Origin of the sequence: Arthrobacter sedimenti (genome assembly GCF_042652025.1) — a bacterium.
Taxonomy (GTDB): Bacteria; Actinomycetota; Actinomycetes; order Actinomycetales; family Micrococcaceae; genus Arthrobacter; species Arthrobacter sedimenti.
The window spans coordinates 48,782-74,893 of record NZ_JBHSDQ010000008.1 but is presented as its reverse complement, the minus strand read 5'-3'; the positions used below and the strand labels follow the sequence as shown (position 1 = coordinate 74,893).

General features: G+C 65.8%; 23 protein-coding genes. 10 read left to right on the top strand and 13 right to left on the bottom strand.

Translation table 11 applies throughout. The features are described from left to right. Positions 1–28: 28 nt before the first annotated feature. Positions 29–382, top strand: a complete 354-nt coding sequence (locus ACFO0G_RS16875; protein WP_376979075.1) for a hypothetical protein — start codon at positions 29–31, stop codon at positions 380–382. Here the strand turns inward: ACFO0G_RS16875 and ACFO0G_RS16870 are convergent. The 6 genes from ACFO0G_RS16870 to ACFO0G_RS16845 all read right to left on the bottom strand — a co-directional run bounded on the left by ACFO0G_RS16870 (position 379) and on the right by ACFO0G_RS16845 (position 6,140). Next, the gene (locus tag ACFO0G_RS16870) at positions 379–1,095 is read right to left on the bottom strand and encodes a YqjF family protein (RefSeq protein ID WP_417281462.1); all 717 of its coding nucleotides are present in this window, start codon (positions 1,093–1,095) and stop codon (positions 379–381) included. The two genes, ACFO0G_RS16875 and ACFO0G_RS16870, sit on opposite strands and share 4 nt — an antisense overlap. Positions 1,096–1,249: 154 nt before the next feature. After that, positions 1,250–2,029, bottom strand: a complete 780-nt coding sequence (locus ACFO0G_RS16865) for an isocitrate lyase/PEP mutase family protein (protein WP_376979071.1) — start codon at positions 2,027–2,029, stop codon at positions 1,250–1,252. A gap of 35 nt (positions 2,030–2,064) precedes the next feature. After that, positions 2,065–3,816 (bottom strand): HNH endonuclease signature motif containing protein, encoded by a 1,752-nt coding sequence (locus ACFO0G_RS16860; protein WP_465251112.1) that lies wholly within the window; start codon positions 3,814–3,816, stop codon positions 2,065–2,067. A 74-nt stretch (positions 3,817–3,890) separates the two neighbouring features. Then, a complete protein-coding gene (locus ACFO0G_RS16855) occupies positions 3,891–4,286 on the bottom strand; it encodes a DUF1622 domain-containing protein (protein WP_286402180.1) in 396 nt (131 codons plus the stop codon). Positions 4,287–4,355: 69 nt separating this feature from the next. After that, on the bottom strand, positions 4,356–5,216 hold the full coding sequence (locus ACFO0G_RS16850) for an SDR family oxidoreductase (RefSeq protein ID WP_376979067.1): 861 nt from the start codon (positions 5,214–5,216) through the stop codon (positions 4,356–4,358). Positions 5,217–5,219: 3 nt separating this feature from the next. Then, complete coding sequence (locus tag ACFO0G_RS16845; protein WP_376979065.1) at positions 5,220–6,140, bottom strand: MSMEG_6728 family protein; 921 nt, start codon at positions 6,138–6,140, stop codon at positions 5,220–5,222. Between the two features lie 156 nt (positions 6,141–6,296). On the opposite strand from ACFO0G_RS16845, the gene ACFO0G_RS16840 reads away from it, so the two are divergent. Further along, positions 6,297–6,884: a hypothetical protein gene (locus ACFO0G_RS16840; protein ID WP_376979063.1), complete on the top strand. Its 588-nt coding sequence runs from the start codon at positions 6,297–6,299 to the stop codon at positions 6,882–6,884. 170 nt (positions 6,885–7,054) lie between these two features. On the opposite strand, the gene ACFO0G_RS16835 is transcribed toward ACFO0G_RS16840, so the two are convergent. Next, positions 7,055–7,711 (bottom strand): transglycosylase family protein, encoded by a 657-nt coding sequence (locus ACFO0G_RS16835; RefSeq protein WP_376979061.1) that lies wholly within the window; start codon positions 7,709–7,711, stop codon positions 7,055–7,057. 311 nt (positions 7,712–8,022) lie between these two features. Here ACFO0G_RS16835 and ACFO0G_RS16830 point away from each other — a divergent pair, with 311 nt between their 5' ends. From ACFO0G_RS16830 to ACFO0G_RS16820, 3 genes are all read left to right on the top strand, one after another. Further along, entirely contained in the window at positions 8,023–9,084 is a 1,062-nt protein-coding gene (locus ACFO0G_RS16830; protein WP_376979059.1) for an adenosine deaminase, read from the top strand. 261 nt (positions 9,085–9,345) lie between these two features. Further along, positions 9,346–10,299, top strand: a complete 954-nt coding sequence (locus tag ACFO0G_RS16825) for a pullulanase X25 domain-containing protein (protein ID WP_376979057.1) — start codon at positions 9,346–9,348, stop codon at positions 10,297–10,299. A 104-nt stretch (positions 10,300–10,403) separates the two neighbouring features. Then, complete coding sequence (locus tag ACFO0G_RS16820; RefSeq protein ID WP_376979055.1) at positions 10,404–10,715, top strand: acylphosphatase; 312 nt, start codon at positions 10,404–10,406, stop codon at positions 10,713–10,715. A 105-nt stretch (positions 10,716–10,820) separates the two neighbouring features. Here the strand turns inward: ACFO0G_RS16820 and ACFO0G_RS16815 are convergent, their stop codons facing one another. The 4 genes from ACFO0G_RS16815 to ACFO0G_RS16800 form a co-directional block, all read right to left on the bottom strand. Then, positions 10,821–14,492, bottom strand: a complete 3,672-nt coding sequence (locus tag ACFO0G_RS16815; RefSeq protein WP_376979053.1) for a TM0106 family RecB-like putative nuclease — start codon at positions 14,490–14,492, stop codon at positions 10,821–10,823. A gap of 163 nt (positions 14,493–14,655) precedes the next feature. Beyond that, positions 14,656–15,858 carry a TerC family protein gene (locus ACFO0G_RS16810; protein WP_376979051.1) on the bottom strand — a complete coding sequence of 401 codons (1,203 nt, stop codon included), beginning with the start codon at positions 15,856–15,858 and terminating at the stop codon, positions 14,656–14,658. Positions 15,859–15,895: 37 nt separating this feature from the next. Next, the gene (locus tag ACFO0G_RS16805; RefSeq protein ID WP_376979049.1) at positions 15,896–17,626 is read right to left on the bottom strand and encodes a RecQ family ATP-dependent DNA helicase; all 1,731 of its coding nucleotides are present in this window, start codon (positions 17,624–17,626) and stop codon (positions 15,896–15,898) included. A gap of 111 nt (positions 17,627–17,737) precedes the next feature. Next, positions 17,738–18,712 (bottom strand): aldo/keto reductase, encoded by a 975-nt coding sequence (locus ACFO0G_RS16800; RefSeq protein ID WP_286402206.1) that lies wholly within the window; start codon positions 18,710–18,712, stop codon positions 17,738–17,740. 302 nt (positions 18,713–19,014) lie between these two features. Between ACFO0G_RS16800 and fdhA the strand changes: the two genes are divergently transcribed. The 5 genes from fdhA (at position 19,015) to ACFO0G_RS16775 (ending at position 24,139) form a co-directional block, all read left to right on the top strand. Continuing rightward, complete coding sequence (gene fdhA / locus ACFO0G_RS16795) at positions 19,015–20,226, top strand: formaldehyde dehydrogenase, glutathione-independent (protein ID WP_286402208.1); 1,212 nt, start codon at positions 19,015–19,017, stop codon at positions 20,224–20,226. Between the two features lie 106 nt (positions 20,227–20,332). Continuing rightward, positions 20,333–20,686, top strand: coding sequence for a GNAT family N-acetyltransferase (locus ACFO0G_RS16790; protein WP_286402211.1), 354 nt, complete (start codon positions 20,333–20,335; stop codon positions 20,684–20,686). A 263-nt stretch (positions 20,687–20,949) separates the two neighbouring features. Next, positions 20,950–21,900: a serine hydrolase gene (locus ACFO0G_RS16785; protein ID WP_286402214.1), complete on the top strand. Its 951-nt coding sequence runs from the start codon at positions 20,950–20,952 to the stop codon at positions 21,898–21,900. 68 nt (positions 21,901–21,968) lie between these two features. Beyond that, positions 21,969–23,330 carry an MFS transporter gene (locus ACFO0G_RS16780; RefSeq protein ID WP_286402216.1) on the top strand — a complete coding sequence of 454 codons (1,362 nt, stop codon included), beginning with the start codon at positions 21,969–21,971 and terminating at the stop codon, positions 23,328–23,330. Positions 23,331–23,395: 65 nt separating this feature from the next. Further along, positions 23,396–24,139, top strand: a complete 744-nt coding sequence (locus tag ACFO0G_RS16775) for a dienelactone hydrolase family protein (RefSeq protein WP_286402219.1) — start codon at positions 23,396–23,398, stop codon at positions 24,137–24,139. A 16-nt stretch (positions 24,140–24,155) separates the two neighbouring features. Here ACFO0G_RS16775 and ACFO0G_RS16770 read toward each other — a convergent pair whose 3' ends face one another. Then, entirely contained in the window at positions 24,156–24,596 is a 441-nt protein-coding gene (locus tag ACFO0G_RS16770) for a hypothetical protein (RefSeq protein WP_286402222.1), read from the bottom strand. 210 nt (positions 24,597–24,806) lie between these two features. Further along, positions 24,807–26,111 (bottom strand): hemolysin family protein, encoded by a 1,305-nt coding sequence (locus ACFO0G_RS16765; RefSeq protein WP_376979045.1) that lies wholly within the window; start codon positions 26,109–26,111, stop codon positions 24,807–24,809. Between the last annotated feature and the right edge of the window lies 1 nt (position 26,112).

Genomic DNA, 26,112 nt, shown 5'->3' with positions numbered 1-26,112 from the left:
AAGGCCGGCTTTTCTGCAAGGGTGGGGTATGACCTATTTCCTGGAGTACACCGTTCCTGCCGCCCCTGGTGACGACGAGTTCGAGTTCCCCCACGACGAGATCAATTCCGGCGAGACGGTCCCGCTTACCCAGACGAACGCAGAAGTAGTGCACACGCCGGATCTCCGGGCGCGCACCGGCATCATCGGTGCAACCGTGCCAGAAGCGAAGCTCGAGGCTGAGCAGCTAATCACCCACAGCCGGGCATCGGCAGCATCCCTGTACTTCGACCCGTCCAACTCCCTGCAAACGGGAGTGGGAACCTTGGTGAGCACGTTTACCGAAGGCGAAGGCTGGCAGGACGCCCCGGGGGCGCCGGAACCCCAGGACGCAACCTTCTAGCCGTCAGTTCCCAGCAGGCGAGGCCTGCCGAAGCGTGTCCGGACTCCCGGCGAGTAGAGAACCGACTCCGGTGGCCCGCTCACGCTGATGCCGGCAGCTTGGACCAATCGGTCGCTGAGCCGGTGGACGTCCGCGCTAAAAAGCGGCCAATCCTGGTGGGTATTCGGAACGTAGACGGTTCTGCCGTCGAAGCGGCCATGCATGCCGAACCTCGCGGTAAGGAAGATCGACAGTGGATCGGTGGCAACGGTATGCAGTTTGGGCACCACGCCGAAGTGGCTTCGGGCAGCGTTGGCACCGAACCGGTGCACGGAATAGCCGACAGGTAGTCCACGCGTGATGCCGGGAGCGGTCCTGGGACCATCATGCTGCCTTCTCCAATCGCTGCCTGGCAAGGCTGGCCATTGCCGGATCCGCGACCACACGTAGGGTATTCCTACCGTCCGCGTTGCGACAACGACTGGGAGTCGGTTAGCGTCCAGGCTCAGGAACACCACCCCGCGGGTCCCGTCCGGCTCGCGGGAGTAAAGCCGGACGTTGACCTCATTGAAGCTTCCCAGGTAGGGAATGCCAGGACCCTGTCCGAGTCCCGCCTGGACCATGCGAAAACCGATGAGTCCGACCCAGGAACTGCCGTCGAACACATCCGGTTGAACCCCCGTTGGCATGAACGTGGCCGCCAATTCCTCGGGAATTCGCCAGTGGAGGAACACGGCGTCAAGCCACCGCTGGTCGGAGAATATGGGCCTAGGTAATTCCGGCGGGCGCGGCCACAGTTCTGCGGCGCTCAAGTTCCCCGTCAAGGTTCATCCACTCCTTCCCTCAGTCGAACCGCTGACATTTGCAGTTCGCACGCTGCGGTTTCACCTAGTTCAAGGGCCGCGTGTTCTCAGGAAGCTGGCCGCCCGCGAGGAGTTCTGCGGCTGCGTCGGCGAGGGCTGTCAAGGCCACCCTCTGCGTCCATGGGCCGTATGAGATGCGGGCAACGCCCAGTTCCTGCAGCTTGGCCGGCGGCAGGGAACCGGGGACGTTGATGACCGAGATCTTGTTCCAGCCGATGCCCTCAACCAGCGCTGTGACCGTGCGCTCGTCCAGGAGTCCCGGCACAAAGACAGTGGTGGCGCCTACGTCCAGGAATGCCTTGCCGCGTTCGATGGCATCCGCAAGTACATCTTCAGACGCACGGTCCTTGCCCTTCAAAAACGCGTCGGTCCGTGCATTCAGGACGAAGTCGATTCCTTCTGCAGCGCCGGCATGAACAACGGCTGCCATCTGGTTCACGGCGTCTGTCAGCGGCCGCATCTGGTCCTCAATGTTGGCCCCGACGATTCCGACGCCAATCGCCTTGCGCGTGGTCTCGCCTGGATTGCCGTAACCGGATTCAAGATCGGCACTCACAGGCAGGTGGGTGGCCGCAGCTATCCGGCCCACGAAGCTGATCATTTCGTCGACGGGGATGTTCTCACCGTCCTCGTAGCCAAGGGTGGCGGCGATGGAGTGGCTTGCCGTTGCGAGGGCAGCGGTTCCCGGCACATCCGTAATGACTTTGGCGGTGATGGCGTCCCACACGTTGACCACCTGGAGAATCTCCGGGGCCTGGTGGAGACGGAGCAGTTCGGAGGCTTTGGCACTGTTCGTTTCAGTCATGGGTGAAGCCTAACCCGACCTCTGTTGGGCAGGTTTCATTCCCGTGGGTGGGGTGGTGGGGGTGGTTTGAAGTAGTGGTTTTGTTGGGGTGTTTGGTTGGGGTCGAGGTGGGGTGGGGGGATGAAGGTTGGGGTGCCGTGGGTGGTGGTGATTTTCCATTGTTCTTTGTGGATGAGGTGGTGGTGGTGGCTGCAGAGCAGGGCGCCGTTGTTGGTGGTGGTGGGTCCGCCTTGTGACCAGTAGGTGATGTGGTGGGCTTCGCACCAGGGGGCGGGGATGGTGCAGTTGGGGAAGGCGCAGCCTTGGTCGCGGGCGGTGAGGGCGAGGCGTTGGGCGGGGGTGAAGAGGCGGGTTTTGCGGCCGAGGTCGAGGATTTCGCCGTTGGTGCCCAGGAGGGCGGGGATGATGTCGGCGTCGCAGGCGGTTTTGCGCAGGGTGGCGGCGGCGACGGGCCCGGTGAAGGCAAAGGAACCGGTCCCTGTCCCGGTAACGGTCCCTACAGATTCCCCTGTGCAGGTTTCTGCAGATGCCGGTGTCCCGGTTCCTGCCGATGCCGCTGTGTTGGCTTGGGTGTGGGGGAAGAGGTCTTGGTAGTGGATGGTGGCGATGATTTGGGGCCGGTTGCCGCCGGTGGTGGGCAGGGTGTTGGTGGTGAGGGCGGCTTTGGCGGCGGTGACGAGGCCGTCGAGTTGTTTTTGGGCGCGGGTGCGCCGGTCCAGGTCCGGCAGGGCGGTGTGCCCCGTGGCGTTGCCTGCCGCTGCGCTGCCGGTGCCCTCTGCGGTGCTGTGTTCGGTGCCGGTGCCGGTGCCGGTGTGGGGGGTGGTGGTGTGGGGGTTGGTGGCGGTGTTCATGACGGTGAGGAGGTGTTCGTATTGGTCGCCGGTGGCGAAGATTTCGACACGGTGCAGGCCGTGGCGGGGTTTGCGGATGAATGCGCCTTGGGTGTGGCGGAGGGCTTCTTCGGTGGGTTCGGTGCCGTCGGCGTCGATGGTGTCCATCCAGCGTTGGGCCAGGCGGGTGAGGAAGTCGGGGTCGCAGGTGGTGGCGGCGGTGGTGAGGTGGTGCTCGATCGTGTCGAGGGTTTCTTGTGTGGTGTGGTGTTGGAGCCGGTCCAGGGTGGCGGTGATGATGGTCGCGGCGTGCGAGGACACCGCAGGTCCCTGAGCCGACCCGGGCCAGGCGCCGGCCTCGGTGCTGGCGTGGAGTTCAGTGGCGGGGGTGAGGGCGGCGGCGAGGTGTGGCCGGGTTGGCGGGAGTGGTTCGCCGGTGATGGTGGTGACGGGCAGGACGTGCTGGGCGAGGGCGAGGCGGCGCCGGGCTTCGCGGATGGGGATCTGCAGGCGCAGGCGGAGGAACTCTGCGGTGTTCCGGCACCCGTCATCGGCCGGAGACACCGCCACCGGGCGCATCAGGCCTGCGCGGGACCGGCCTGCACGGGTTTTGGCTGTGGCGGCGTCGTTGATGGCCTGGGTGCGGGTGCGGTCCACGGCCCCGGCTGAGACGAGTTGGAGGTACTCCACGGAGCGGGCGAGGCCCTCGACCTGGGCGGCATAATCGGCAGCCTCGACATAAGAGGCCGTTGCCAGCAGGTCCGGGGCGGCCAGGGCGGAGGCTGCCAACTGTGCGGCCAGCCGGTCCAATACGTCCTGCTCACCGGGCCCTAAGGCTGATGCCTGCAAAGGACCTGCCAAAGGATCCTCACTGGGTACCGGGTGAAGGCGGGCCGGGCGCGGCAGCCGACTGCCGGCGTCGTACGCCCTCCCCAGATCTTCCCCAATGGCCTCCATAACCCAACTCTGCCAGCCACCACCGACAATCAAGAGACCCCACAACCCCTATGTGCAAAACCCCGTCAAGAGCCTTAGCGTGCTGTTGCGGTGGAGTCGGAACGGGCCGGCGGTGCCTCCTTTTGCCACGGCCAGCGCCCCGTAATTTCCAGCTCCAGCGAGAAGCTGAGGAACGTCCGGATCAGCACGATGATGGCCAGTACCCCGACGCTTACGAACGTCGGCGTTACGGCAACGGTGCGGATGATGTCGGCAGCGACGAGCAGTTCAAGGCCCAGCAGGATGGACCGGCCCAGCAGCTGGCGGTAGGAGCGGTAGAAGCTCAACTTCTCCGCCCCCGCTGGAAGCTGCCGAGGCTGGTGGCCGCGGATTGCCATCGGGAGGGAGACCACCGCCCCGATCACCATGACCGCAACGCCTGCGAAGTCGACCAGCTGCCCAACCGTCTCAATGATTTGCCGGAATTCCATGCCCTGCCTCAACTCGGGCCAGGCGTCCCCATAGCCAGCCTGGCAGCAATCAAGGAACGGCGGACTCGCTCATGGATGGCGCACGCCGTTCCCCGCTATAACCTCCTTGTACCCTTCCCTGAAGGTGGGAAACGTGAAGGTGAACCCGGTGCTGCGCAGGAGATGGTTGCCGCAGCGCTTGTTGCCCCCGCGGGCAGGTCCGGCGTCGCCCACGCGGGGTGAGGGAAGGCCCAGTTCGGCCGCCAGGAAGCGCAACACGGTTCCCAGATCGGCCGGTTCGTTGTCCACGCCTACGTATACAGGAGCGGGTACGGCGTCCATTGTTGCCAGATGCACCAGGGCCGCCGCGGCGTCGTCCCGGTGGATCCGGTTGGTGTAGCGCACGTCCTCCGGAATGACGGCCGAGCCCGACTTCACCTGGTCGATCAGCCGCGTCCGGCCAGGCCCATAGATGCCGCCCAGCCTGAGTGAGATGCCGGCAGTGGTAGTTTCGGCAAGCCTGGCCTGCAGAAGATCTTCTGCCTCCACCAGTACGCGGCCGGAGAAACCACCGGGGTGGGGCGGAGTGGCTTCATCCACCCAGCCGCCGCCCGCATCGCCGTATACGGCGGTGGACGAGACGAAGATGATGCGGCGCGGCACCACCCCATCGCGTTCGAGTGCATCCAGCACATTTGCCACTCCGCGTACATACGCGGAGCGGTATGCCTCCTCCGCGGGGGAATCGGCAGCCACGGCAATCACGACGGCGGAGGTATCCACCGGGACCGGCGGCAGGTCCGGAGAGGCAAGGTCAGCCGCGGCACCTTCGATGGCTGCGGGCAGTTTTGCAGGGGAGCGGCGCCACCCGACAACACGGTGGCCTAGTGCGGCGAACCGCAAACCCGCCTCGGTACCCAGGTCGCCGCACCCGGCCAGGAGAATCGTCATGGCCTACGGGGCCTCCACCGGGAAGAACACGCGCGGGTCCTGCAGCAGCGCCGGGTACGTGAACGCGGACCGGTCAATGATTTCCGTGACCTCGAAATTCCTGCCAAAGCGGCCGTCATCGAGTGTGATGGGCCGGCCCACCACCTGTCCCACAGCGAACCTGGCCCCGTTCTCGAACGGAACCGCTACCGGCGTCTTTCCCGGAAGGGTGCGGAACGCTTCCTCCTGTGCCAGCCGCTTGCGCGTGGGCTTCTTCGCCTGGGGCTTGGGTGGGGCCTTCTTGGGCGCGCGGGACGGACGGCGGGAGCCGTCGTCCACATAAACGGGGGAGTAGCCGTCGTCGCTCGCGGACATGGCTGCCGCGGCAGCAGCGGCGCGGTTCACCGGAGGAAGCGCCACCGTGGTGAGGGACTGGGGGTCGACGTCGTCGTACGGTTCCCGGAGGATCCAGAGGATGTTCCCTTCCGGCTCCTCCGGCAGGAACTCATGCCGGGGCTCGGGCCAGACATAGTCCATGTCCGGAATCGCATCCGGGAACACCGAGGTGTAAAACTTCGGTTCCTTGTGGACCAGTTTGGAACGGTGGCTCAGGTGGAAGTCCGGATCACCGAGCCACGGCGGCATGACGATTTTGGCGGCATAGTCCGGGTGGGCCGCCTGCGGTGCGAACTCCGCAATGTTGGCGCGGGTGTTGTCCGGGTGGCCGCGCTCAGTCCATTCGTCCACCATTGCCAGCCCGTACATGGTGAGGGCGGGCACGTGCCCCATCCACATCCGGATCGCCGGGTGGGTCTGCCAGCCGTAGCCCGGAATCACCAGGGCCCGGAGGGTTTGCAGCGCTTCAACCCGCTGCTTGCCCAGCCGCGCGGTGTCCAGGGCTGCGGCGCTTTGGCGGAAGTCAGGGTACGGGAGAAAGGTTTGCATCCATTCAGTCTGACGGTCCCCGGCGGAACTGCCAATTGCTGTGCCTGCGGCCACAAGCGGGAAGTGCTCATGTCCAAATAATGGACGCCTGCATACGGCTTTCAGGCTAAACCACTAAGATCACCGCAACCACCCCCGCATTTTGGAAGCTCTCTCATGACATCTACACCTGACAAAGCCGTCACCCCCGCCCGTACTGCCCTGCCCCGCTACGGACAAATGCTCGGCCCCGAAGCCCGGGGCGTCCTGGTTCTCGACGAATTCATCATCGATCCCGCCGCGGCGCGCAAGGACCAGCACCGCTTCCGTGACGGCATGGCCGCCGTCGCCCGGACGGTCCGCCGCATTGCCGCCCTCCGCGTGGTCATCGCACTGGTAGCCATCGCCAACCTACCCCTGTTCCTTCTCTCCAGCGGCTGGTGGATCTACGGCGTTTCGCTCACCCTGGTCGTTGCCGTCCACACCGCAGTAACCCTGCTCAACCGGCACGAGCCGCGGCTCAAGCAACGGTCGGCGCTGGAGCTGCACATGCACCGCGAACGCAGCGTCAACTACCGCAAAGTGCGCGACGCCGTGAAGTACATGATCGATACCCCCAGCCGCATGAACGAGCACCTTTACCTCGAGCTGCTCGCCGTCAAGCGCGTTGCCCTGAACCTGGCGCACGGCACCGTGGCGCTGCTGGACACCAGCGACGACTCCGCCTGGAAGGTGCGCATCGTCCGCGAGCTGCCCGTAAGCTGACCGCCCACCACGGCAGCGGCTGAGGAATTAAAAGAACGACGCCGGCACATCCCTTGTGGGGTGTGCCGGCGTCGTTATTTGGTCAACGGAATTTGTCTATCGCCGACCTGTCTGTGTCGCCTTGGGAAAGGCGGAGCGCCCAAGGGGCGCTTTTAGTACTCCGACCGCTGTTACGCGGGAAGCTGGATGACCTGGCCCGCGAACACCAGGTTCGGGTTTGCAATGGTGTCCAGGTTGGCGTCTGCAAGGTGCTGCCAGCCGCCCTGGATGCCCAGCTTCTGGGCAACGATGCTCAAGGTATCTCCGGCCTGGAGGGTGTAGGTCTCGCCGCTGAGGGCAACGGAGGTTGCGTGCCGCGGGGCCGGCGCCTGCTGGACCGGAGCGCTCTGGACCTGCGTGGCCTGGACGGGTGCACTCTGGACCGGGGCGCTCTGCACGGGAGCGCTCTGGACAGGTGCACTCTGGACGGGGGCCCCGCCGCCACCGCTAAGCCCGAGCTGGGATGAGCAGGACGGCCATGCGCCCCAGCCCTGGGATGCCTGGACGCGCTCGGCTACCGCGATCTGCTGTTCGCGGCTGGCGTTCTGGGGAGACCCGGTTCCGCCGTAGGCCGACCAGGTGCTGGAGGTGAACTGCAGGCCGCCGGAGAAGCCGTTGCCCGTGTTGATGGACCAGTTGCCGCCGCTCTCGCACTGGGCCAGCGCGTCCCAGGTGGACGTGGGTGTCGCTGCGTTGGCCGCCGTGGCTGAAAGGGCCAAACCTGCCGCGGAGACGGCGGCCAGGGTGACTCCGCGGCGTGCGGCAGTACGGAATTTGGTGTTTTTCATGGTGGTGATGCTCCTGAAGGCCACCGGCGCTGGCTCCGTCCCCGGAGATCGTCGCGCCACTGCCCGCCTCTGACGAATAGAGGTCACTATCGGTGGCTGCCGCTGGGCAGTTCTGGTGGAGGCAGCACCGGGCAATCAAAAAGCCCGCCGAACGGGCATGCATTTCACGCTAGGACATCATCTTGCCGTTATCAAATCGAGATTGGAGTGGGCGTGTTGGGTGTGGCAGGAAGCACGCCAGTCCCTTGACTGGTGTCGCATGTGGATTTCCCGGACAGGCGCGAAACCGGGAGGGGCACTATCCTGACCGGATGGAGAACTTTGCCGGCGGCAGCACCATGCCCGAAACCGAAATGGAACCCGCGGAAACTGCGGTCCCTGCCAAGCCCCTTCCGGTGGCCGAACTGCACCTGCACATCGAGGGCACGCTGCAGCCCGAGCTCATCTTTGCCCTGGCTGAGCGCAACGGCATTACCCTGCCGTACTCCGGGCTGGACGAACTGCGCCAGAAGTACGAGTTCACCGACCTGCAGTCCTTCCTGGACCTCTACTACGCCAATATGGCAGTGCTCCAAACCGAACAGGACTTTGCGGACATGACCCGCGCCTACCTGGAGCGGGCAGCCGCCGCGGGGGTCCGGCACGCCGAAATCATGATGGACCCGCAGGCGCACCTCTCCCGTGGCATCCCCCTCGAGGCGTGCGTCAAGGGTGTGGCCTCGGTGCTGGCAACCTCCGAGGAGGAGTACGGGATCTCCACCATCCTCATCGCGGCTTTCCTCCGCGACCTGCCGGAGGACTCGGCGCTGGAAGTCCTGGGCCGGCTGCTGGCCATGAACGCACCCATCGGCGCCATCGGCCTGGACTCGGCCGAAGTGGGAAACCCGCCGTCCAAGTTCGAGCGGCTGTACGCGAAGGCGCGTGAAGCAGGCCTGCGGTTGACGGCGCACGCGGGGGAGGAGGGCCCGGCGTCGTACATCGTCGACGCCCTGGACCTCCTGGGTGTGGAACGGATCGACCACGGCATCCGCTGCATGGACGACCCCGACCTCGTGGAGCGCCTGGTGGACGCACGCATTCCCCTGACGGTTTGCCCCTTGTCCAACGTCCGGCTCCGTGCCGTGGACACCCTGGCGGACCATCCGTTGCCGGCCATGCTCGCCGCGGGGCTCAATGTTTCGGTCAACTCGGACGATCCTGCCTACTTCGGCGGCTACGTGGATGACAACTTTGCGCAGCTGACCGCAGTGTTCGATCTCTCCGATTTCGACAAGGCACGCCTGGCTGCGAACTCCATCCACTCCTCCTTCGCTTCGGAGGAGCGGAAGGCGGAACTGTTGGCGGAACTCAACGGCAGGGAAGTGTCCGACTGACGGCTCCTGTGTCGGGCGCAACAGCGGTGCTTTCAGCCCGGTAAACTAGGTGCCGCAGGCGTGTCTGGGGAGTGCAAGGCAGCACCCATGTCAGCGCTTGAGGGTTATGCAGACAGCCCTTACCCGAGACCTCCGCCTCACTTGCGGCACCATCCGCTTCACAGTCGGTCACGACACGCAGAGTTAACCAATTAAAGTCGCGCGATTTAATGGGCTGTTGGCAAGATGCCTAAGACCGATCGCTTTTATATAAGGGGAATCATGGCCAAGTCCACCGCAGAAAACACCTACCTTCGGCTCAAGACCGTGCTGGAGGTCCTGACCGAAGGCGTGTGGTCCGGCGATGCACTGAATGCTGGCCAGGTCCTGGCGGAAGCAACCGCCCGCGTGCCGTTCAACGAGCATGAGGCCGAACTCCTCAGCGGCGGCATCCCGCGGGGCCACAAGACCCTCACCTCGGCAACCGCCAAGCTGGTCAAGGCGGGCTGGCTGATCAAGGGCCGCTCGGGCTGGACCATCACCGAGGACGGCATGCGCGCCACCGTTGCCTTCCCGGACGTTGATTCCTTTGCGGCAGCGCTCGACGCCGGCACCCCGGTCCCTGCCGGCACTCCCGTTCCCACGGCTCCCGAGGGCTTTGTCCGCCCGGTTTCCGCCGCCGCGGCAACGCTGGAGGTTCCGGCCAAGGAAGCAGCACCGAAGAAAACGGCCAAGAAGGCCCCCGCGAAGAAGGCAGCCTCCGCTGTGGGCAAGGCAGCCAAGGCGCTCGAAGACGCCGTGGAGCCCGTGGTGAAGGCCGTCCGCAAGGGCAAGTCTCCCGCCAAGGACAAAGCCGAAGCTGTTGCTGCCCCTGTAGAAACGTCCACAGCGGCCGGCGCTGCTGAGCCGTTCGAGGGCCCTGACGTTGAGACCCTGCCGCAGCCCGAGGCTGTGGCCGTGGTGGGTGACTTCAACACCTTCCTGGGCGCGCCTGAGGACTGGGCACCGCAGTACGACGAAGCTCAGATGGAGTTCGACTTCCTGGACCAGCTGTGGAAGAAGAGCGCCGAGCTTCCCGCCGGTTACTACACCTTCAAGATTGCCCTGAACCGTTCGTGGGATGAGAACTACGGCGCCTTCGGCACGTTCGACGGCCCCAACCACGAACTGCACCACACCGGTGGCACCGTGACCATCCGCTACAACCACGCCACCCGCGACATCACCATCAACTAAGCGTTGAGTGCCCAACCGGGCAGCAGTTACTGTCGTTTTGACACTCACAACGGCACCTGCTGCTACCCAGTTGGGCACGCCGATGTTTCCTTAGGAGGCCCGGCATGGGCAGGCACGAACGGACGCAGGACGGCCCAGAGCAGGACAGCGTGCGGTTGGACGCCCGGGTGTTCGGCATGGTCCAAGGTGTGGGCTTCCGTTACGGGACGATGGGTACGGCGGAGGACCTTGGCTTGTCGGGTGAGGTGAAGAACCTCGCCGACGGTTCGGTATCCGTGGTTGCCGAGGGGCCCCAGCCACAGGTCCGCAAACTGCTGGACTGGCTGAACTCGGACCGCACTCCCGGCCGGGTGGAGCGGGTGGACAGTTCGATGTCTGAAGCCGGCGGAAAATACCGCGGCTTCGGGGTGGGCTGACCTACCCGGGATTTGCTCCAACGAGGCCCGCCCGCCCAACCTGGGCGCCGCCAACCCCGAGCCTCTTACCGCACGCAGATCTTCCGACCGGCCGGACTCCAGCGGCTACTCCCGAGGGCTGAGGCCGATGAACGCGCCCAGCTCCTCCAAGGCCGCAGGCTTGTGCGGCATGTAGTTGGTGAGTTCGGGGGACCGGATGATGACGGCGCGCCACTGGCCACGGGAAACCGCTACGTTGACGCGGTTCCGGTTCAGCAGGAACTCTGCGCCGCGGGGTGCCTCGGCCACCGCCGAGCACGCCATCGAAACGAACACCACGGGTGCCTCTTGGCCCTGGAACTTGTCCACGGTGCCCACCCGAACCTCCGGCAGTCCAGCCTCTGCCAGGTGCTTTCGGATCAGGTGGACCTGGGCGTTGTACGCGGCCACTACCAACATGTCCTGCTGCTCCAGCGGCCGCGCTTCGCTGCCAGCGCCGGCAGTCCACTTCAGGCCCAGGTGGCGTTGGGCCTGCCGCACCACTTCGTCGGCTTCTTCCTTGGAGGCCGTGGTGTTGCCGGTGTGGTTAACGAAGACGGTCTCCACCCCGGGGGCCAACTGCTCCAGTTCGCGGCGGGCCGCGGCCGGAGCCGACTTCAGCTTTCCCTCGTAGCTGAGGGTGGACACGGCGCGGCACAGCTCGGGATGCATGCGCCAGGTGTCGGCGAGGAAGTAGCCCAGGGCCGCGGGAAGTGTGGCGTGTCCGGTGGCGAGCCAGCCGAGGGCGGACTCATCCACCGGTTCGGGGTGGGCGCCCTGGGAGACCTGCGGAAGCTGCTGGGGGTCACCCAGCAGGAGCAGCCGCTTCGCGGCGCGGGACACAGCGAGCGTGTTGGCCAACGAGAACTGGCCGGCCTCGTCGATGACCAGCAGATCGAGCGACCCGGGCGGCACCTCCTTGCCGGTCATGACCCACGCCGTGCCGCCCACCAAGCACCCGCCGGAAGACGCCAGCAGGCGCGCCACATCCCCGTCAGCGGTCAAACTCCACGGGACGTCGTGGGGGTCTTTCAGCTTTTTGGCCACTCTGGACGCATCCACATCGCCGTCCTCGATGGCACGGCAAAGCAGGTTTTCCACCACGTTGTGCGACTGTGCCACCACCCCGATCTTCCAGCCTTCGGCGACGAGCCTGCCAATGACATGGGCGCCGACGTAAGTCTTCCCCGTTCCCGGAGGCCCCTGAACTGCCAGGTAGGAGTTGCCCAGGTCCTGCAGGGACTCAGTGATGGCAGCAGCGTAACCCGCCGCGCCATCGTTGCCTTGCCGTACCTCCGCAGGTCCCCGGAGCGAGCGGAACCGCGGCGGCAGCTTCCGCAGGATGTCCAGGCCGGGTTGCGCGGGGAGGGACGGCAGTGTGGAGCCGACGGCACGGGCTAGCTCCGCAATTGCTGCCTCGATACTTACGGTGGCCACCGGCTGGTCCTCTGTCAGCGCCACCGGGACGTGTGCATAGGCGCGGACTTTCCTGGACTCCCGCTCCGAAATAGTGATGATGGTGTGTTCCGGATTGTCGGGAGCTGCCCGGAGGTCGTCAATGAGGGTCTTGAAGGTGTAGGCCCGCGCATTAGGTGCCGCGTTGGGGGCGGCCATACCGTCCGGCACCGGTGGATCATACAAGCGGCACCATGTGGAGTCGGCACGGAAATCGGATCCCTCGGTCATGGTGCCGCGAAGCTTCAGGACCCGCGTGCGCATCTTTTCCGTCGGCTTCGCCAGCGCCCAGTCGACTGAAACTTCGGCCGATTCAACGACAAAGACGTTCCGTTGGTCGGACCAGTTGTCCATCGGTGCCTCGACCCGGTCGAAGTGCTGCCACCAGAACTGCTTGCGTTCGCGCCGGTGATACCCGGTGGCGGCCGCCACCATGGCGACGGCACGTTCGTCATCAGTCCACGGGCGGTTGTCCGGCAGGGCAGCCAGATACTCGCGCAGCCTGCCCTCCTCCGGTGTCTCCTCGGCAGGAACCGCCTCACCACCGGCATCTGCGGCAATCCCGGGTAGCTCGACAGGACCGGCTTCCGGACCAATTGCGGCTGCATCAAGCCCGCCTGCCGTCTGGCCGCGCTCCTGCGAAACACCGGCATCCTCTTCCAGCCGGAGGAGCCAGTCCCGCAGCCGCAGCGTGGACAGGCAGTCGTACCGGTTGTAATCGGAAATGGAGGCCAGGATGGCATCAGCGTCCTCGCGGCGCCCTTCATCACGGGCGGCGCAATAGGCGGCATAGGCCACCACCGAAGCGCCGGCGTCTTTGACATCCCCGGACCGCAGGTTGTCTCCCATGTAGAGCGGTTCAAGCTTCTTGATGGAGTACGACGCCTCCGAGATCCGGATGGAATGCCGCACCGTGGCGTAGAGGTCCACCAGCAGACCCTGCCGCAGCCAGTCATCCACTGTGTCCTCGCCGGCCTGGTGGGCGAGGGAAAGATTCCTTAGCGCCGTCTTTTCATACGGGGCGTAGTGGTAGACGTGCATGTCCGGGTAGGTGGCGCGGCGCTTCTCCACATAGTCCAGGAAGTCGAGGAAGGCGCGGCGTTCACCGGAGCGGGAGTGCGCCCAAAACGGACGGAACACAGGATCGTCTCCGGCGCCCGCCACCGGGGCCTCGATGACGCCAAAGAGGTATTCGATGCCCCAGGCGCCTGTGGCGGGATCCTGCCACAGCGGATCGCCCTCGAAGTCGAAGAAAATGTCCCCGGCGCTGGGCGCCGGAAGAGACCCGATCGAGTTCTCCGGAAGAACTGTGTAGGCGACTGTATGCGGCTCGCCGTCCTTGGTGAAGGTGCGGGACCCCGCCGGCTCATCGAGTCCCAGCTGCATCCGGGCCTGGGCGCGGAGCCGGACCACGGAGTTCTTTGCCTCCGCCGCCGGCATGGCTGCCAGTTCGTCGATGGTGGTGACGTTGGATTCATGAAGTTTCCGCCGCTGGACACCGGACATGCCGGCCACCATGAGCAGGTCCCTGTGGAGGTTGACCTGCTCGGCGCAGTAGTCGCAGCGTCCGCAGTGCACGACGCCGGGTTTCTGCCACTGCACCGGGGCATCGCCTGCACGGTGGCTGGCTGTGAGCTGGCGGAAGCGCCGGCGCCGTTCCCGGAACACGGGCAGCAGGTCCGGCAGTGAGTGGCTGCTCCGCAGCCAGTCGTCACCCACCCGGGTGCCCAGCACGAGGGTGACCACAGGCGATGGCTCCAGCCCCATGCCGAGGAGTTGGTCGCCGTAGGCGGCAAGCTGAAGGAGGGCTCCTACTTTGGCATGCCGGGCAAGCTTGGTGTCCCAGACCTCGTACCGCCCCGGGTTCCCCGTCCCGGCGGCCTCGTTGACCAGGAAGTCCGCGTAGCCCAGGAATTCGCCGTCGAAGAAGGTGGCCTGGAACACCACGTCCGCACCGGAGCGGAGGGCGAGTTCGGTCTCCGCGTGCTTTGCCTGCAGCTCACCGCGCAGGTTCTCGCCGCGCTCCAGCGAATAGACGCCCGAGCCCCGGCTCGCGTCCCACTCGCCGTACTTCGCCACCAGGCTGGCAAGCACCGTCTGCTCGTGCCGGTCGCCCAACTCACCGGCCCGCTTCTGCATCTCGTCAACCGCGAACTCGGCTTTGGGGGCGCGGCCCAGCTTTTCGTCCAGGACCCGGAGCGTGCGGTACTCACACTCGGAGGCAGCCACCAAATCGCTGGCCGAAAAGACCAGGTCCGGCGGCGCACTTGAGCCGGTTTCAACACCAGCGTCGAGCAGAAACACGGGCCTCCCCAATGACAGCCGGGCCCGAAGACGGTTTCCGTGGCCCTGTTTTATGGCTGCCTCAAACCTAGCAAGAGGGACTGACAAACAGCGGGCAGGCCAACAACAAGAAGAACGGGGCCGCATAAGAAAGGTAGGCCCAAGTTGGCAAAATGCCGGGAAGTCAGCCCTCCGCCGCAGCTGCCCGGACCTGCGCCTTGTCATGCTCCGAGTGGGCGTTGCGCAGCAGATCCATGAACTCGGTTTCGTTGCGGACCAGTCGCTTGTACTTCTCCGGAAGCTTGCGGATCTGGGTCTCCTCCCGGCACATCTTGGCGAAGATCTTGTCGCGTTCGGCCATGTCCGTTTCGTAATTGAGGTCCAGGTATTCGGTGGCGTGCCGCCGCGCTCCGGACACAGCGTTCTTGGCCTTGCCCTTGGGACTGAAGATGGACGCCAGGATGGTCACCGCCAGGACGCCCAGGATGACGCCCAGGGAGACTCCGGTGCTGACTTCCACCACGTTGACGTGTTCGCCGTCGTTGATGAACGGGAGGGTGTTCTCATGCAGGGCGTGCAGGATGAGCTTCACGCCGATGAAGCCCAGGATGACCGCCAGGCCGTAGGAGAGGAAGATCAGCCGGTCCAGCAGGCCGTCGATCAGGAAGAACAGCTGCCGCAGGCCCATCAGGGAGAACGCCGTGGCGGTAAAGACAACGAAGACGTTCTGGGTCAGGCCGAAAATAGCAGGAATGGAGTCCAGGGCAAACAGGATGTCCGTGCCGCCGATGGCCACCATCACCAGCAGCATCGGAGTGAGGACCCGCTTTCCGTTCTCCACGGTGAACAGCTTGTCGCCGCCGTAGTGCTGGGACGCAGGCAGGAACTTCCGGGCGAGTCGGACCACCAAGCCTTCGGAGTCGTCATCGTGGTCGTCCGGCTTGAGCAGGTTGCCAGCCGTGAGCAGCAGGATGAGACCGAAGATGTAAAACACCCAGGCAAAGCTGTTGATCAGTGCCGCGCCCAAAAAGATGAACGCCGTCCGCGCGATCAGGGAGAATACGATGCCGAACAGCAGCACCTTCTGCTGGTCCGCCCGGGGCACCTTGAAGCTGGCCATGATGATGAGGAAGACGAAGAGGTTGTCCACGGACAACGCCTTTTCCGTGACGTAGCCGGCGAAGTATTCCGTGCCCATGTCCGGGCCGCCGAACAGCAGCACCGCCAGCCCGAACAGCACCGCGATTCCCACGTAGATCGCGGACCAAGTGGCCGATTCCTTAATGGTGGGGGTGTGCGCCTTCCGGACATGGAAGAAGAAGTCGAAGGCCAACAGGCCCACGATTCCCGCAATGGTCAGGGTCCAGGCAAACGCAGGTACTTCCACGCGGGGGGCCTTTCGTTGGAGGGTCCCCCCAGCCTACCTAAGCGGGTTTCAGGAGTTGGTTCTCCACGACGGCGGACCGGGACAGGGTCTTGTACCCTTCCTGCTCGAAGAGCACGGTGATCACATCGTCCTCGTGCCGCATCACCAGGCCGGGCCCCCATTCCTTGTGGACCACTGCTGACTGGAGCGGGAACGGCTCGTCGCCGGCGGCGGAAGCCGGGCCGCCGCCGTCGGACGCTGCGCTTTGCTGTTTCCTGCCGGCCTTCTTGTTCGCCTGCTTCTTGTCCGGCTTGCCGTCCTTCGCTGTGTCCGCGGGAGCAGCGGCAGCGCAGCCGTCACAATTCCCGCAGGGCTCGGGCAGGTCCTCACCGAAGTAGCCCAGCAGGAACTGCCGGCGGCAACCGTCCGTTTCCGCGTAGGCGCGCATCATGGTGAGTCGGGACTGGTCCACCCGCTGGCGGGCTTCGGCGAGTTCGACGGCGTCACTCACCAGGGCGGCCAGCTTCGCTTTGGACGTCAAACGGACGCCGCGCTTGCCAACGGCCACCGCGCCGATTTCCTCCAGCTGGTTGACCAGGCCCGTGACGCGGCGGGGCTTGAATCCGGTCAGCTCTGCGAGGGAGGACTTGGGGGTGGCGGCGTGGGCAGCCTTGAGGACCTTCAACACCTCCAGCAGCGCATCGGGGTCAGGGAAGTGGGTACCGAAGAACTTGCGCAGTCCAAGATCCTCCGAGCGGTAATGCAGCACGGCCGAGGCCGGCTCGCCGTCCCTGCCTGCCCGCCCGATCTCCTGGTAGTAGGAATCGAGCGATTCGGGGATGTCGGCATGGACCACGAAGCGGACGTTCGGTTTGTCGATGCCCATGCCGAATGCGGTGGTGGCCACCACCACGTCCAGCTTGTCCTCCAGGAACAGCTCGTGGATATGTTCACGCTCCTTGGCGGGACGCCCCGCGTGGTAGGCCTCCGCGCGGAGCCCCTCCTGTGCCAGCTTGGCCGCGTACTTCTCCGTGTCCTTCCGCGTTGCGGCGTAGAGCAGCCCCTGCCCTTTCCCGGCCAGGTCGGCTACCTGTTCCAGCACTGCCTTGCGCTTGCCCTTGTCCTCGTGGTGCCGGACCACGTCGAGGCGGATGTTGGGCCGGTCGAAGCCGCGGACCAGGACCAGCGGGTCCTTCATGCCGAGCCGCTCCACGATCTCGTCGCGCACCGGAGGGGAGGCCGTGGCGGTCAGGGCGGCCACGGCCGGGCTGCCCAGCTGCTCGCGGACGTTGCCAAGGGCCAGGTAATCCGGGCGGAAGTCGTGTCCCCAGGACGAGACACAGTGTGCTTCGTCCACCACGAACAGCGAGATGTCCAGGCCCCTGATCCGGTCCACGGTGGACTGCTTTGCCAGCTGTTCCGGGGCAAGGAACACGAACACGGCCTTGCCGTCCTCAGCGGCCTTCCACGACGCTTCGACGTCCGCGTCGCTGTGCGAGGAGTTGATAGCCACGGCGGCATCCGTGCCGAGGTCCTGTGACAGCCCATCCAGCTGGTCTTCCTGCAGGGCAATCAAGGGTGAGACCACGACGGCGGGACGTCCAGTCTGCTGGTGCAGGTGCAGTGCTGCGACCTGGTAGATGGCGGATTTCCCGTAGCCGGTGGGCATCACGGCCAGGACGTCGCGGCCTTCGACGAGGGCGGCCATGCCGGCCAACTGGCCGTCCCGGAGGTGGGGCAGGGAGAAGGCTGATTCAGCAAGGGCCCGCAGGGCAGGTTTGTCGGACATGAAACGGGCTCCGCACACAAAGAAAAGAGCGGCCGCTTGCTTCAGCCGTAGGACCACCCTACGCCAGCCCCGCTCCGCCGACGTAAACGCCCGCCGGCGGAGCTTCGGAGCTTACGTGTCGATGGTGGACATGTTCGGGTAGCGGGCGCCCGCAGTTGCCCCGGCGGGTGCCAGCTGGTCCAGCAACTGGAGATCCTCCACACCAAGTTCGATGTCCACGGCGCCAAGGTTTTCGCGCAGCCGTTCCCGTTTCTTGGTGCCCGGAATCGGGACCACGTGCTCGCCCTGCGCCAGCAGCCAGGCAAGCGCAAGCTGGCCCGGGGTGCAGCCTTTCCGGTCGGCCAGCTCCTTGACCCGGTCCACCAGCTCCAGGTTCCGGGTGAAGTTCTCGCCCTGGAAGCGCGGGGAGTGTTTGCGGAAGTCGTCCTCGGCGAAGTCGTCCACGCTGCGGATCTGGCCCGTGAGGAAGCCGCGGCCCAAGGGGCTGTAGGGGACGAAGCCGATGCCAAGCTCCGCGAGCACCGGAAAGACCTTGGTCTCCGGCTCGCGCTCCCACAGCGAATACTCGGTCTGCAGTGCGGTGATGGGATGCACGGCGTGGGCCCGCCGGATGGTCTCTGCTGACGCTTCGGACAGGCCGAGGTGCCGGACCTTTCCGGCCTGGACCAGTTCCGCCATGGCACCGACGGTGTCCTCGATGGGGACGGTCTTGTCCACCCGGTGCTGGTAGTAGAGGTCGATGTGGTCAACCCCAAGCCGCTGGAGGCTGGCATCGCAGGCGCCCCGGACGTATTCGGGGCGGCCGTTGATGCCCACCCAGGACCCGTCCTCCCGGCGCTCGTTACCGAACTTGGTGGCAAGCACAACATCCCCACGGCGCCCCGCAATGGCGCGGCCCACCAGCTTTTCGTTGGTGAAGGGACCGTACATATCGGCCGTGTCCAGCAGCGACCCGCCGGCGTCCAGGAACTCGTGGATGGTGGCGATCGCCTCCTGCTCGTCGCCGTCGCCGTAGAACTCGCTCATGCCCATGCACCCAAGGCCCAGGGCGGAAACTGTCAGTTGTCCAATGGTGCGTGTTTTCATGCCGTTCTCCTCAAGGTGGAACTTGCCCGGGAAGCGGCCAGCCGGCGTTCTTGGAAGCCGGTTGGTGCAGCGTAGGCCACTATAGGAACTTCCCCTGTGAATACTCCGGTAAACAAGGGGCTTCCTACCCCTAGACCGCTCAGGGGGCCGTGCCTAGACTGGGCGAATCCCCACCCGGGAACCGGTATCTGACCACGCCAAGTTTCAGGAAGCACCGACGGGCCAGGGCTGTTCCCCCGAGGGATGTCCCACCTACCCAGATCATGGCCGTCCCACCGGACGCCTGGCTATAGGAGTGATAGATGACAGGGAACAAAGCCGTTGCCTACAAAGAAGCGGGCAAGGTTGAAGTAATCGACATTGACTACCCAACGTTCGAGCTCAAGGACGGGCCAGGGGTCAACCCCGCCAACGTGGGACGCCCGGTCAACCACGGGGTGATCCTGAAAACGGTGGCCACCAACATCTGCGGCTCGGACCAACACATGGTCCGCGGGCGCACCACCGCCCCGCCAGACCTGGTGCTGGGCCACGAAATCACCGGCGAAGTGGTGGAGGTGGGCCGGGACGTCGAGTTCATCAAGGTCGGCGATCTCTGTTCGGTGCCATTCAACATCGCCTGCGGCCGCTGCCGGAACTGCAAGGAACGCAAGACCGGCATCTGCCTGAACGTGAACCCGGACCGCCCCGGCAGCGCCTACGGCTACGTGGACATGGGCGGATGGGTGGGCGGCCAGGCCAACTATGTCCTGGTGCCGTACGCGGACTGGAACCTGCTGAAGTTCCCGGACAAGGACAGGGCCATGGAGAAGATCATGGACCTGGCCATGCTCTCGGACATCTTCCCCACGGGATTCCACGGCGCCACCACGGCGGGCGTGGGCGTTGGTTCCACCGTGTACATCGCCGGGGCTGGTCCTGTGGGCCTAGCAGCGGCCACCAGCGCACACCTGTTGGGTGCCGCCGTCGTGATTGTGGGCGACATGAACGAGGGCCGGCTGGCGCAGGCGCGCAGCTTCGGCTGCGAGACCGTGGACCTCACCCAGGGCGAGCCGAAGGACCAGATCGAGCAGATCCTGGGCGTGCCTGAAGTCGACTGCGCCGTTGACGCAGTGGGCTTCGAAGCCCGTGGGCACGGCAAGGGCGCGCAGGAGGCGCCCGCAACCGTGCTTAACACCCTGATGGACATCACTGCGGCGGGCGGGGCGCTGGGCATCCCCGGCCTGTACGTCACCGGCGATCCGGGCGGCATCGACGAGGCAGCCAAGAAGGGTTCCCTCAGCCTGAGCCTTGGCACCGGCTGGGCGAAGTCGCTGAGCTTCACCACCGGCCAGTGCCCGGTGATGAAGTACAACCGGCAGCTGATGATGGCCATCCTCAACGACAAGGTCAACATCGCCAAGAACGTCAACGCCAAGGCGATCCCGCTGGAGGATGCACCGAAGGGCTACGCGGAGTTCGACGCCGGCGCAGCCACCAAGTACGTCCTCAATCCGAACGGCTACTTGAGCTGACGCGGCGGTAATGCCTTCAGGGAACCGCCGCTTGCGGAAATAGGTGCTGCCCGTGCCGGGTTAGGCTTTGCACGGGCAGCACCACCCGCAAGCAAAGGAGTTCCCCTTGAGCGACATCACGGTCCGACACAACCCCGAGCGCGAACGCTTCGAGCTCCTCGACGCCGGCAACGTCATTGGAAAGGCAGCGTACAAGGAGTACGACGGCGGGGAGTCGCCGCAGCGGATTTTCTACCACACGGTGGTCAACGAGGAATACGGCGGGCAGGGCCTGGCCGGCCGGCTCGCCACAGCTGCCCTGGACAGCACCGTGGAAGCGGGCAGCGGCATCGTTCCCGTGTGCCCGTTCATCAAGAAGTTCCTGGCCAAGCACCCGGATTACCTGGGCAGCGTGGTGGCAGTTACCCCGGCGCACCTGGAGTTCCTGGAGACGGCACTGGCTGCCCGGACCCGGGGCTAGGCGCTTTTTCGACGCACAAAGTGGTTTTCGACGCGCTCATTCCCTGGCGCACCCACAATTTGGTGCGCGCAGAGTAATTCGCGCGTCGATATCTATTCCACGCCGAGAATGACTCCTTGCGCCCCGCCTCAGCAGGGTGGCGCGGAACACCTCGCGACCTTCAGGAAGCTCCCAACCTCCGGTGATTTAATCGGCAACGTCAGCGCGGCTCATGGCCGCGCTGACGTTGTTTGTGTTTGCCGAGGCGGGACAGGAGCCCTTGTATGTCCGAGCACCACGTGGTGCCCACACCAGGCCGCGACGCTCCGCCGCCTACGCCGCGCAAGCCCAGCTCCGGTAAGCCCAGTTCCAGTAAAGCCCGGGGCAACCGACGGCTGCTGATCCTGGCGCTCATCGTGGTCGTGGTGATCGTCGGCACCATCACCCTGGCGGTGGTCCGGTCGGAACCGCGGTCGGGAGCAGTGGTCCCCACCCCGCCCGCCGTGCCCGCGGCGCCGGTGGCGGCAGCCCCGCCGTCGTTGCAGGACAACGTGGACAACATCCTGAGCGAAGCGGACGAATACCGGATCGGGCTGGCGCTCGCCGACGTCTCCGGGGGTGCAGAGCGGACGTTCGGGGACCAAGACACGTTTACGGCAGCCAGCACGGCGAAAATCCTGACGGCCGCCGCCTACTACCACCTGGTGGAGGAAGGGCAGGCCAGCCTGGACGCACCCATGGGCGACTACGACGCCGCCTTCCAGCTCAAGGCCATGGTCAATGACAGCAACAACGATTCCTGGCTGCTGCTGATGGACGCTGTGGGCTACCCACAGCTGATCGCCTACGCGGGCTCCATCGGTGTCACTTACGACCCCGAGCAAAACCTCCTGACCGCCGCGGACATGGCGCTGATCCTGAAGAAGCTGTACGCGGGGGAGCTCCTAAACAAGGAGAACACGGACCAGCTGCTCAGCTACATGCAGGACACCAACGACGAAAACCTCATTCCCGCTGGCTCCCGGCCGGGAGTGAACGTGCACCACAAGTATGGGGAGGTGTCCGGCGAACTGCATGACGCCGCCCTGCTCACCTACGGCGGGTCCACGTTCGCACTGGTGATCTACACGGAGAACCCGGACGGCGTGGCCGACGACGGCCAGGCGGAGGTGATCCGCGACCTGACCCGGGCCGTGGAGGACGCGTTGTTCCCGGTGGGATTGGCCGGCAAGTAGCGAACGCCACACCGCGCCGGGAGGCCGCCGAATCGTCCCGGGCGGCCGCCGTGGGCCAGACTGTTACCGTGAGCAACAAATCCCGGACTGCCCTGGCCGTCGCCGGCCTCAGCCTGGGTACGGCACTCAACCCGCTTAATTCGTCCATGATCGCTGTCGCCCTGGTGGTGCTTCGCGCGGACTTCGGGCTCGACGTTGCTGCCGTTACCTGGGTTGTTACCTCCTTCTACCTGGCCTCCGCCGCCGGCCAGCCGGTCATGGGCAGGCTGGCCGACAGGTTCGGGCCGCGGCGGATGTTCATGCTTGGCATGGCGCTGGTGGCCATCACGTGTGCCCTGGCTCCGCTGGCCCCGAACTTCGCGCTGCTCTGCGTGGCGCGGGCCGTCATGGCACTGGGCACCGCCACGGCCTATCCCAGCGCCGTGGTGATGGTGGGGGAGTTGGCCCACCAGGCGAAGGTTGATACGGCCCGTCCGCTTGGCCGGCTGCAGATGGCCAACACGTCTGCAGCCGCGGTGGGTCCCGTCGTCGGCGGCCTGCTGGTGGGCTTCGCGGGCTGGCAGTGGCTCTTCCTCATCAACGTTCCGCTGGCACTGGCCGCGCTGCTGATCGTCCGGAAGGCCGCACCACCGGATAAGGTCCGGGAGCACGGCAGTGTGGCAGAGTTGGTGCGGGACTCCGACGTCCCCGGCATCGCCGGGTTCATCGGTGCCCTGCTGCTGGTCATGATGGCCGCACTGAACGTGGCGCCGGACTACCGCTGGTTGATGCTGGCCGCCGGAACCGTCCTCGCGGCATTGTTTGCCTGGCGGGAGCTGCGCTTCGCCAAGCCGTTCCTGGACCTGCGGCTGCTGGGCCGGAACCGGCCGCTGATGCTGGTGTACCTGGCCTTCGCCGTGTTCAGCAGCGTCTACTACTTCGTCTTCTTCGGCCTGCCGCAGCTGCTGCAGGAAGCCGGCGGCTACGATCCCGGCGTCGTGGGCCTGCTGATGCTGCCCCTGGCCGGTATGTCCGTAATCGCAACCCCTTGGGCTGTCTCCGCGATGGGAAGGTTCGGCGTCCGGCGGGTGCTGCTGGCCGGCGTCGTCCTTTTGACAGTGGTGGCGGCACTCATGTGGCTGCTGACCGGGACGCTGGCCATCCCGTTAGTGGTGGTCCTGACCGCGCTGATGGGCGTGCCGTACGGCACCGTGAGTATCGCCTCGAATCAGGGCATGTTCGTGTCCACCCGGCCGCAGGACCGCGGTGTGGCGGCCGGCATCTACCAGACCTGCCGCTACGTGGGCGCGATTACCGCCACGGTGATGATCGGGGTGTTCGCGGCCGGCGGGGTGCACCAGGAGAGCTGGATGCGGATGGTGCTGGCCATGGTGGTGCTCTGCGCAGTGACGTTCGGGATTTCCGTGTTCTGGCGGCAACAGAAGGCGTAGCCCCATCCATGGGAAGGGCCCCTCGGGCACTGGAAGCGCCCGGGGGAGCGTGCCATGCTGGCCCCATGGGAAACATGATGACGCTGGGCAACGCCGAAACCGCAGTCCAGGCATACGTCAGTGAACCGACCGGGACCCCCAAGGGCGGACTGGTGGTGGTCCACGAAGTGTGGGGGCTGGTGCGCCACACCAGGGATGTGGCGGACCGTTTTGCCGCGGAAGGCTACCTGGCGGTCGCCCCGGACCTGTTGTCCGGAGCCGGCGGTGTGGCGGACCTCAGCGGGGAACTGCAGGAGGCAGCGTTCGATCCCCAACAGCGCAGCAACGCCCAGCCGCGCCTGCGCAAGCACATGGCACCCATCCGTTCCCCGGAGTACGCCAAGCACGCTGTGGCTGCGCTGCACGTGTGTTTCGACCACCTGGAGGGCGTGGCTGGACTGACCGGCCGGGTGGCCGCCACGGGCTTCTGCCTGGGCGGGACCTACACATTCTCGCTGGCCGTTTCCGAACCCCGGCTGCGCGCCGCCGTCCCCTTCTACGGGCACGCCGAGTTTAAGGACGCAGAGCTGCGTGGCATCAACTGCCCGGTCCTGGCCTTTTATGGGGACCAGGACGCAGCCCTCATGGACGAGTTGCCTGGGCTGAAGTCACGCATGCGCGCAGCGGGGGTGGAGTTCGAGGCGGTGGTGTACCCGGGCGCCGGCCACGCCTTCTTCAACGACACCAACAAGTACACCTACAACGCCGAAGCTGCCGCCGACTCCTGGGCCCGCACACTCGCTTTCCTGGAGCGGAGCCTGGAGGCCTAGGAGCGGCGGCACCCATTCACGGGCAGTAGTGCGCCTCACGGTCGTACTGGACCTTGTTGCCCGTCTGGTGGGAATCTTCCCGTTCCCAGCACTGGCGGGTGGCGTCCGTGGTTTGCTGCCGGTAATGCTGGCCGATCTCGATGAGCTGCCCGTTCCGAGTCAGTGTGTGCGTGTGCGTCTGGGTCTGGATGGTGTTTAAAACAGTTCCGTCATTCGTGGCGGTCAGGGTGTCCGTGTAGTTGCCGGAGGACGAGGTGGACTGGATGCCGCTGGGGGTTGAAACCTGGTGGCTGACCGCCGTGCCCGTGCGGCAGGTCTGGTAACTGCCATAAACCGTGCACTCGTTGAACTTGGTGACGTCTGCGCCGTTGCTGCCTGCTGCCTGTGCGGGGGCTGCGAGGGCCGCAGCGCCAAGGGCCAGGGCGGCCCCGATGAGGGTGGTGCGTTTCGTGAACATAGCAATGTGTCCTGCCGGGGTAAGGGAGCACGTGCCCTGTGCCCCGAGGTGCAGCGGAAACAGCCCCCAGCCGCTCCTGGCCCCAACGGCCAGCCGCCCCTTAACTGTGGCTGCCGCCCGCCCCTGACCGTAGGGCCATTGGTCCCATGGCGGGACCGGCGGCTGCTTCGCGACCCTTTGGCGTGGGTGCGCCGTCGCCGTCGTAATTCTTCAGCCAGTGGAGCCGGGATGGTTGGTGACCGGGGTGACCCGGATCCGGGCTATCCGCAGCCGTTCCATGCTGAGGACCGTCAGGACGTATCCCGGAATCTGGACCCTGTCGCCTGCAGTGGGCAGGCGGCCCAGACGGTCCATCATGAAACCGGCCACTGTTTCGTAGTGGCCCTCCGGCAGGGCGATCCCGGACGCTGCCGTGAACTCCTGGAGGATCAGGCCCCCGTCCACGTCGATGGTGCCGTTGGCCATGGTGACGCGGTCCTCGTGCTCGGCGCCGGTGTCGTACTCGTCGTAGATCTCGCCCACCAGTTCCTCCACCAGGTCTTCGAGCGTGACCACGCCGTCGGTGCCACCGTATTCGTCCACCACCAGCACGATGTGCTGGTTGGTCCTGCGCATCCGGGACAGCGACGGCAGCACCCGGTTGGTCCCCGGCATGGCAAGGATCTTTCGGGTGATGTCGCGCACCGGCGCCTGGTCCTGCACCTCGCCGCCTGGCATCAGGTCGCGGATGTGCACGAAGCCCAGGACGTCGTCGGGACTCCTGCCGATGACCGGAAACCGGGAATAGGGGCCGTCGCGGACCATGGTGCGGGCGTCCGCGATGGTCATGGCGCCGTCGATGAAGACGACCTCGGTGCGGGGGCGCATCACCTCCTGAAGGGTCCGGTCTCCGGCGCCGAACACGTCGGCAAGAATGTGCCGGCTGCTCTCTTCGAGCATCTCGTTCTCGGCCACCATGTCCCACAGTTCCTCCGAGGTGATGCCGGGCCGCTTGGCACGCGGGTCACCGCCGAAGAGCCGGACCGCGGCGTCAGTGGAGACGGACAGGAACCAGATGGCTGGCCGCATGAGCCTCGAAAAACTGATGAGCGGCGGGGCCAGGACGCGGGTGAAGGCGACGGGGCTTTGCAGCGCCAGCCTCTTGGGCGCCAGTTCGCCCAGCACCAGGGACAGGTAGGCCACCAGCAGGGTCATGCCGATAAAGGACACGGGCCCGGCCGCCGCACCCAGCCCCACGGCTTCCAGGAGAGGCACGACGTCGGGCGCGATCGCCGAGGCGCCGTAGGCCGCCGAGAAGAACCCGGCCAGCGTCACCCCGATCTGGACCGTGGAGAGGAACCGGTTCGGGTTGCGCGCCAGCGCTGCCGTCCGCGCCCCGGTGTCCCCGGACTTCTCGATCCGGCGGACCTGGCTTTCGCGCAGGGACACCAGGGCCATCTCCGCCGCTGCGAAGACACCCCCGAGCAGCACGAAACCGAGTACCAACCCAATATTGACCAGGGCGCCGCTGTCCATG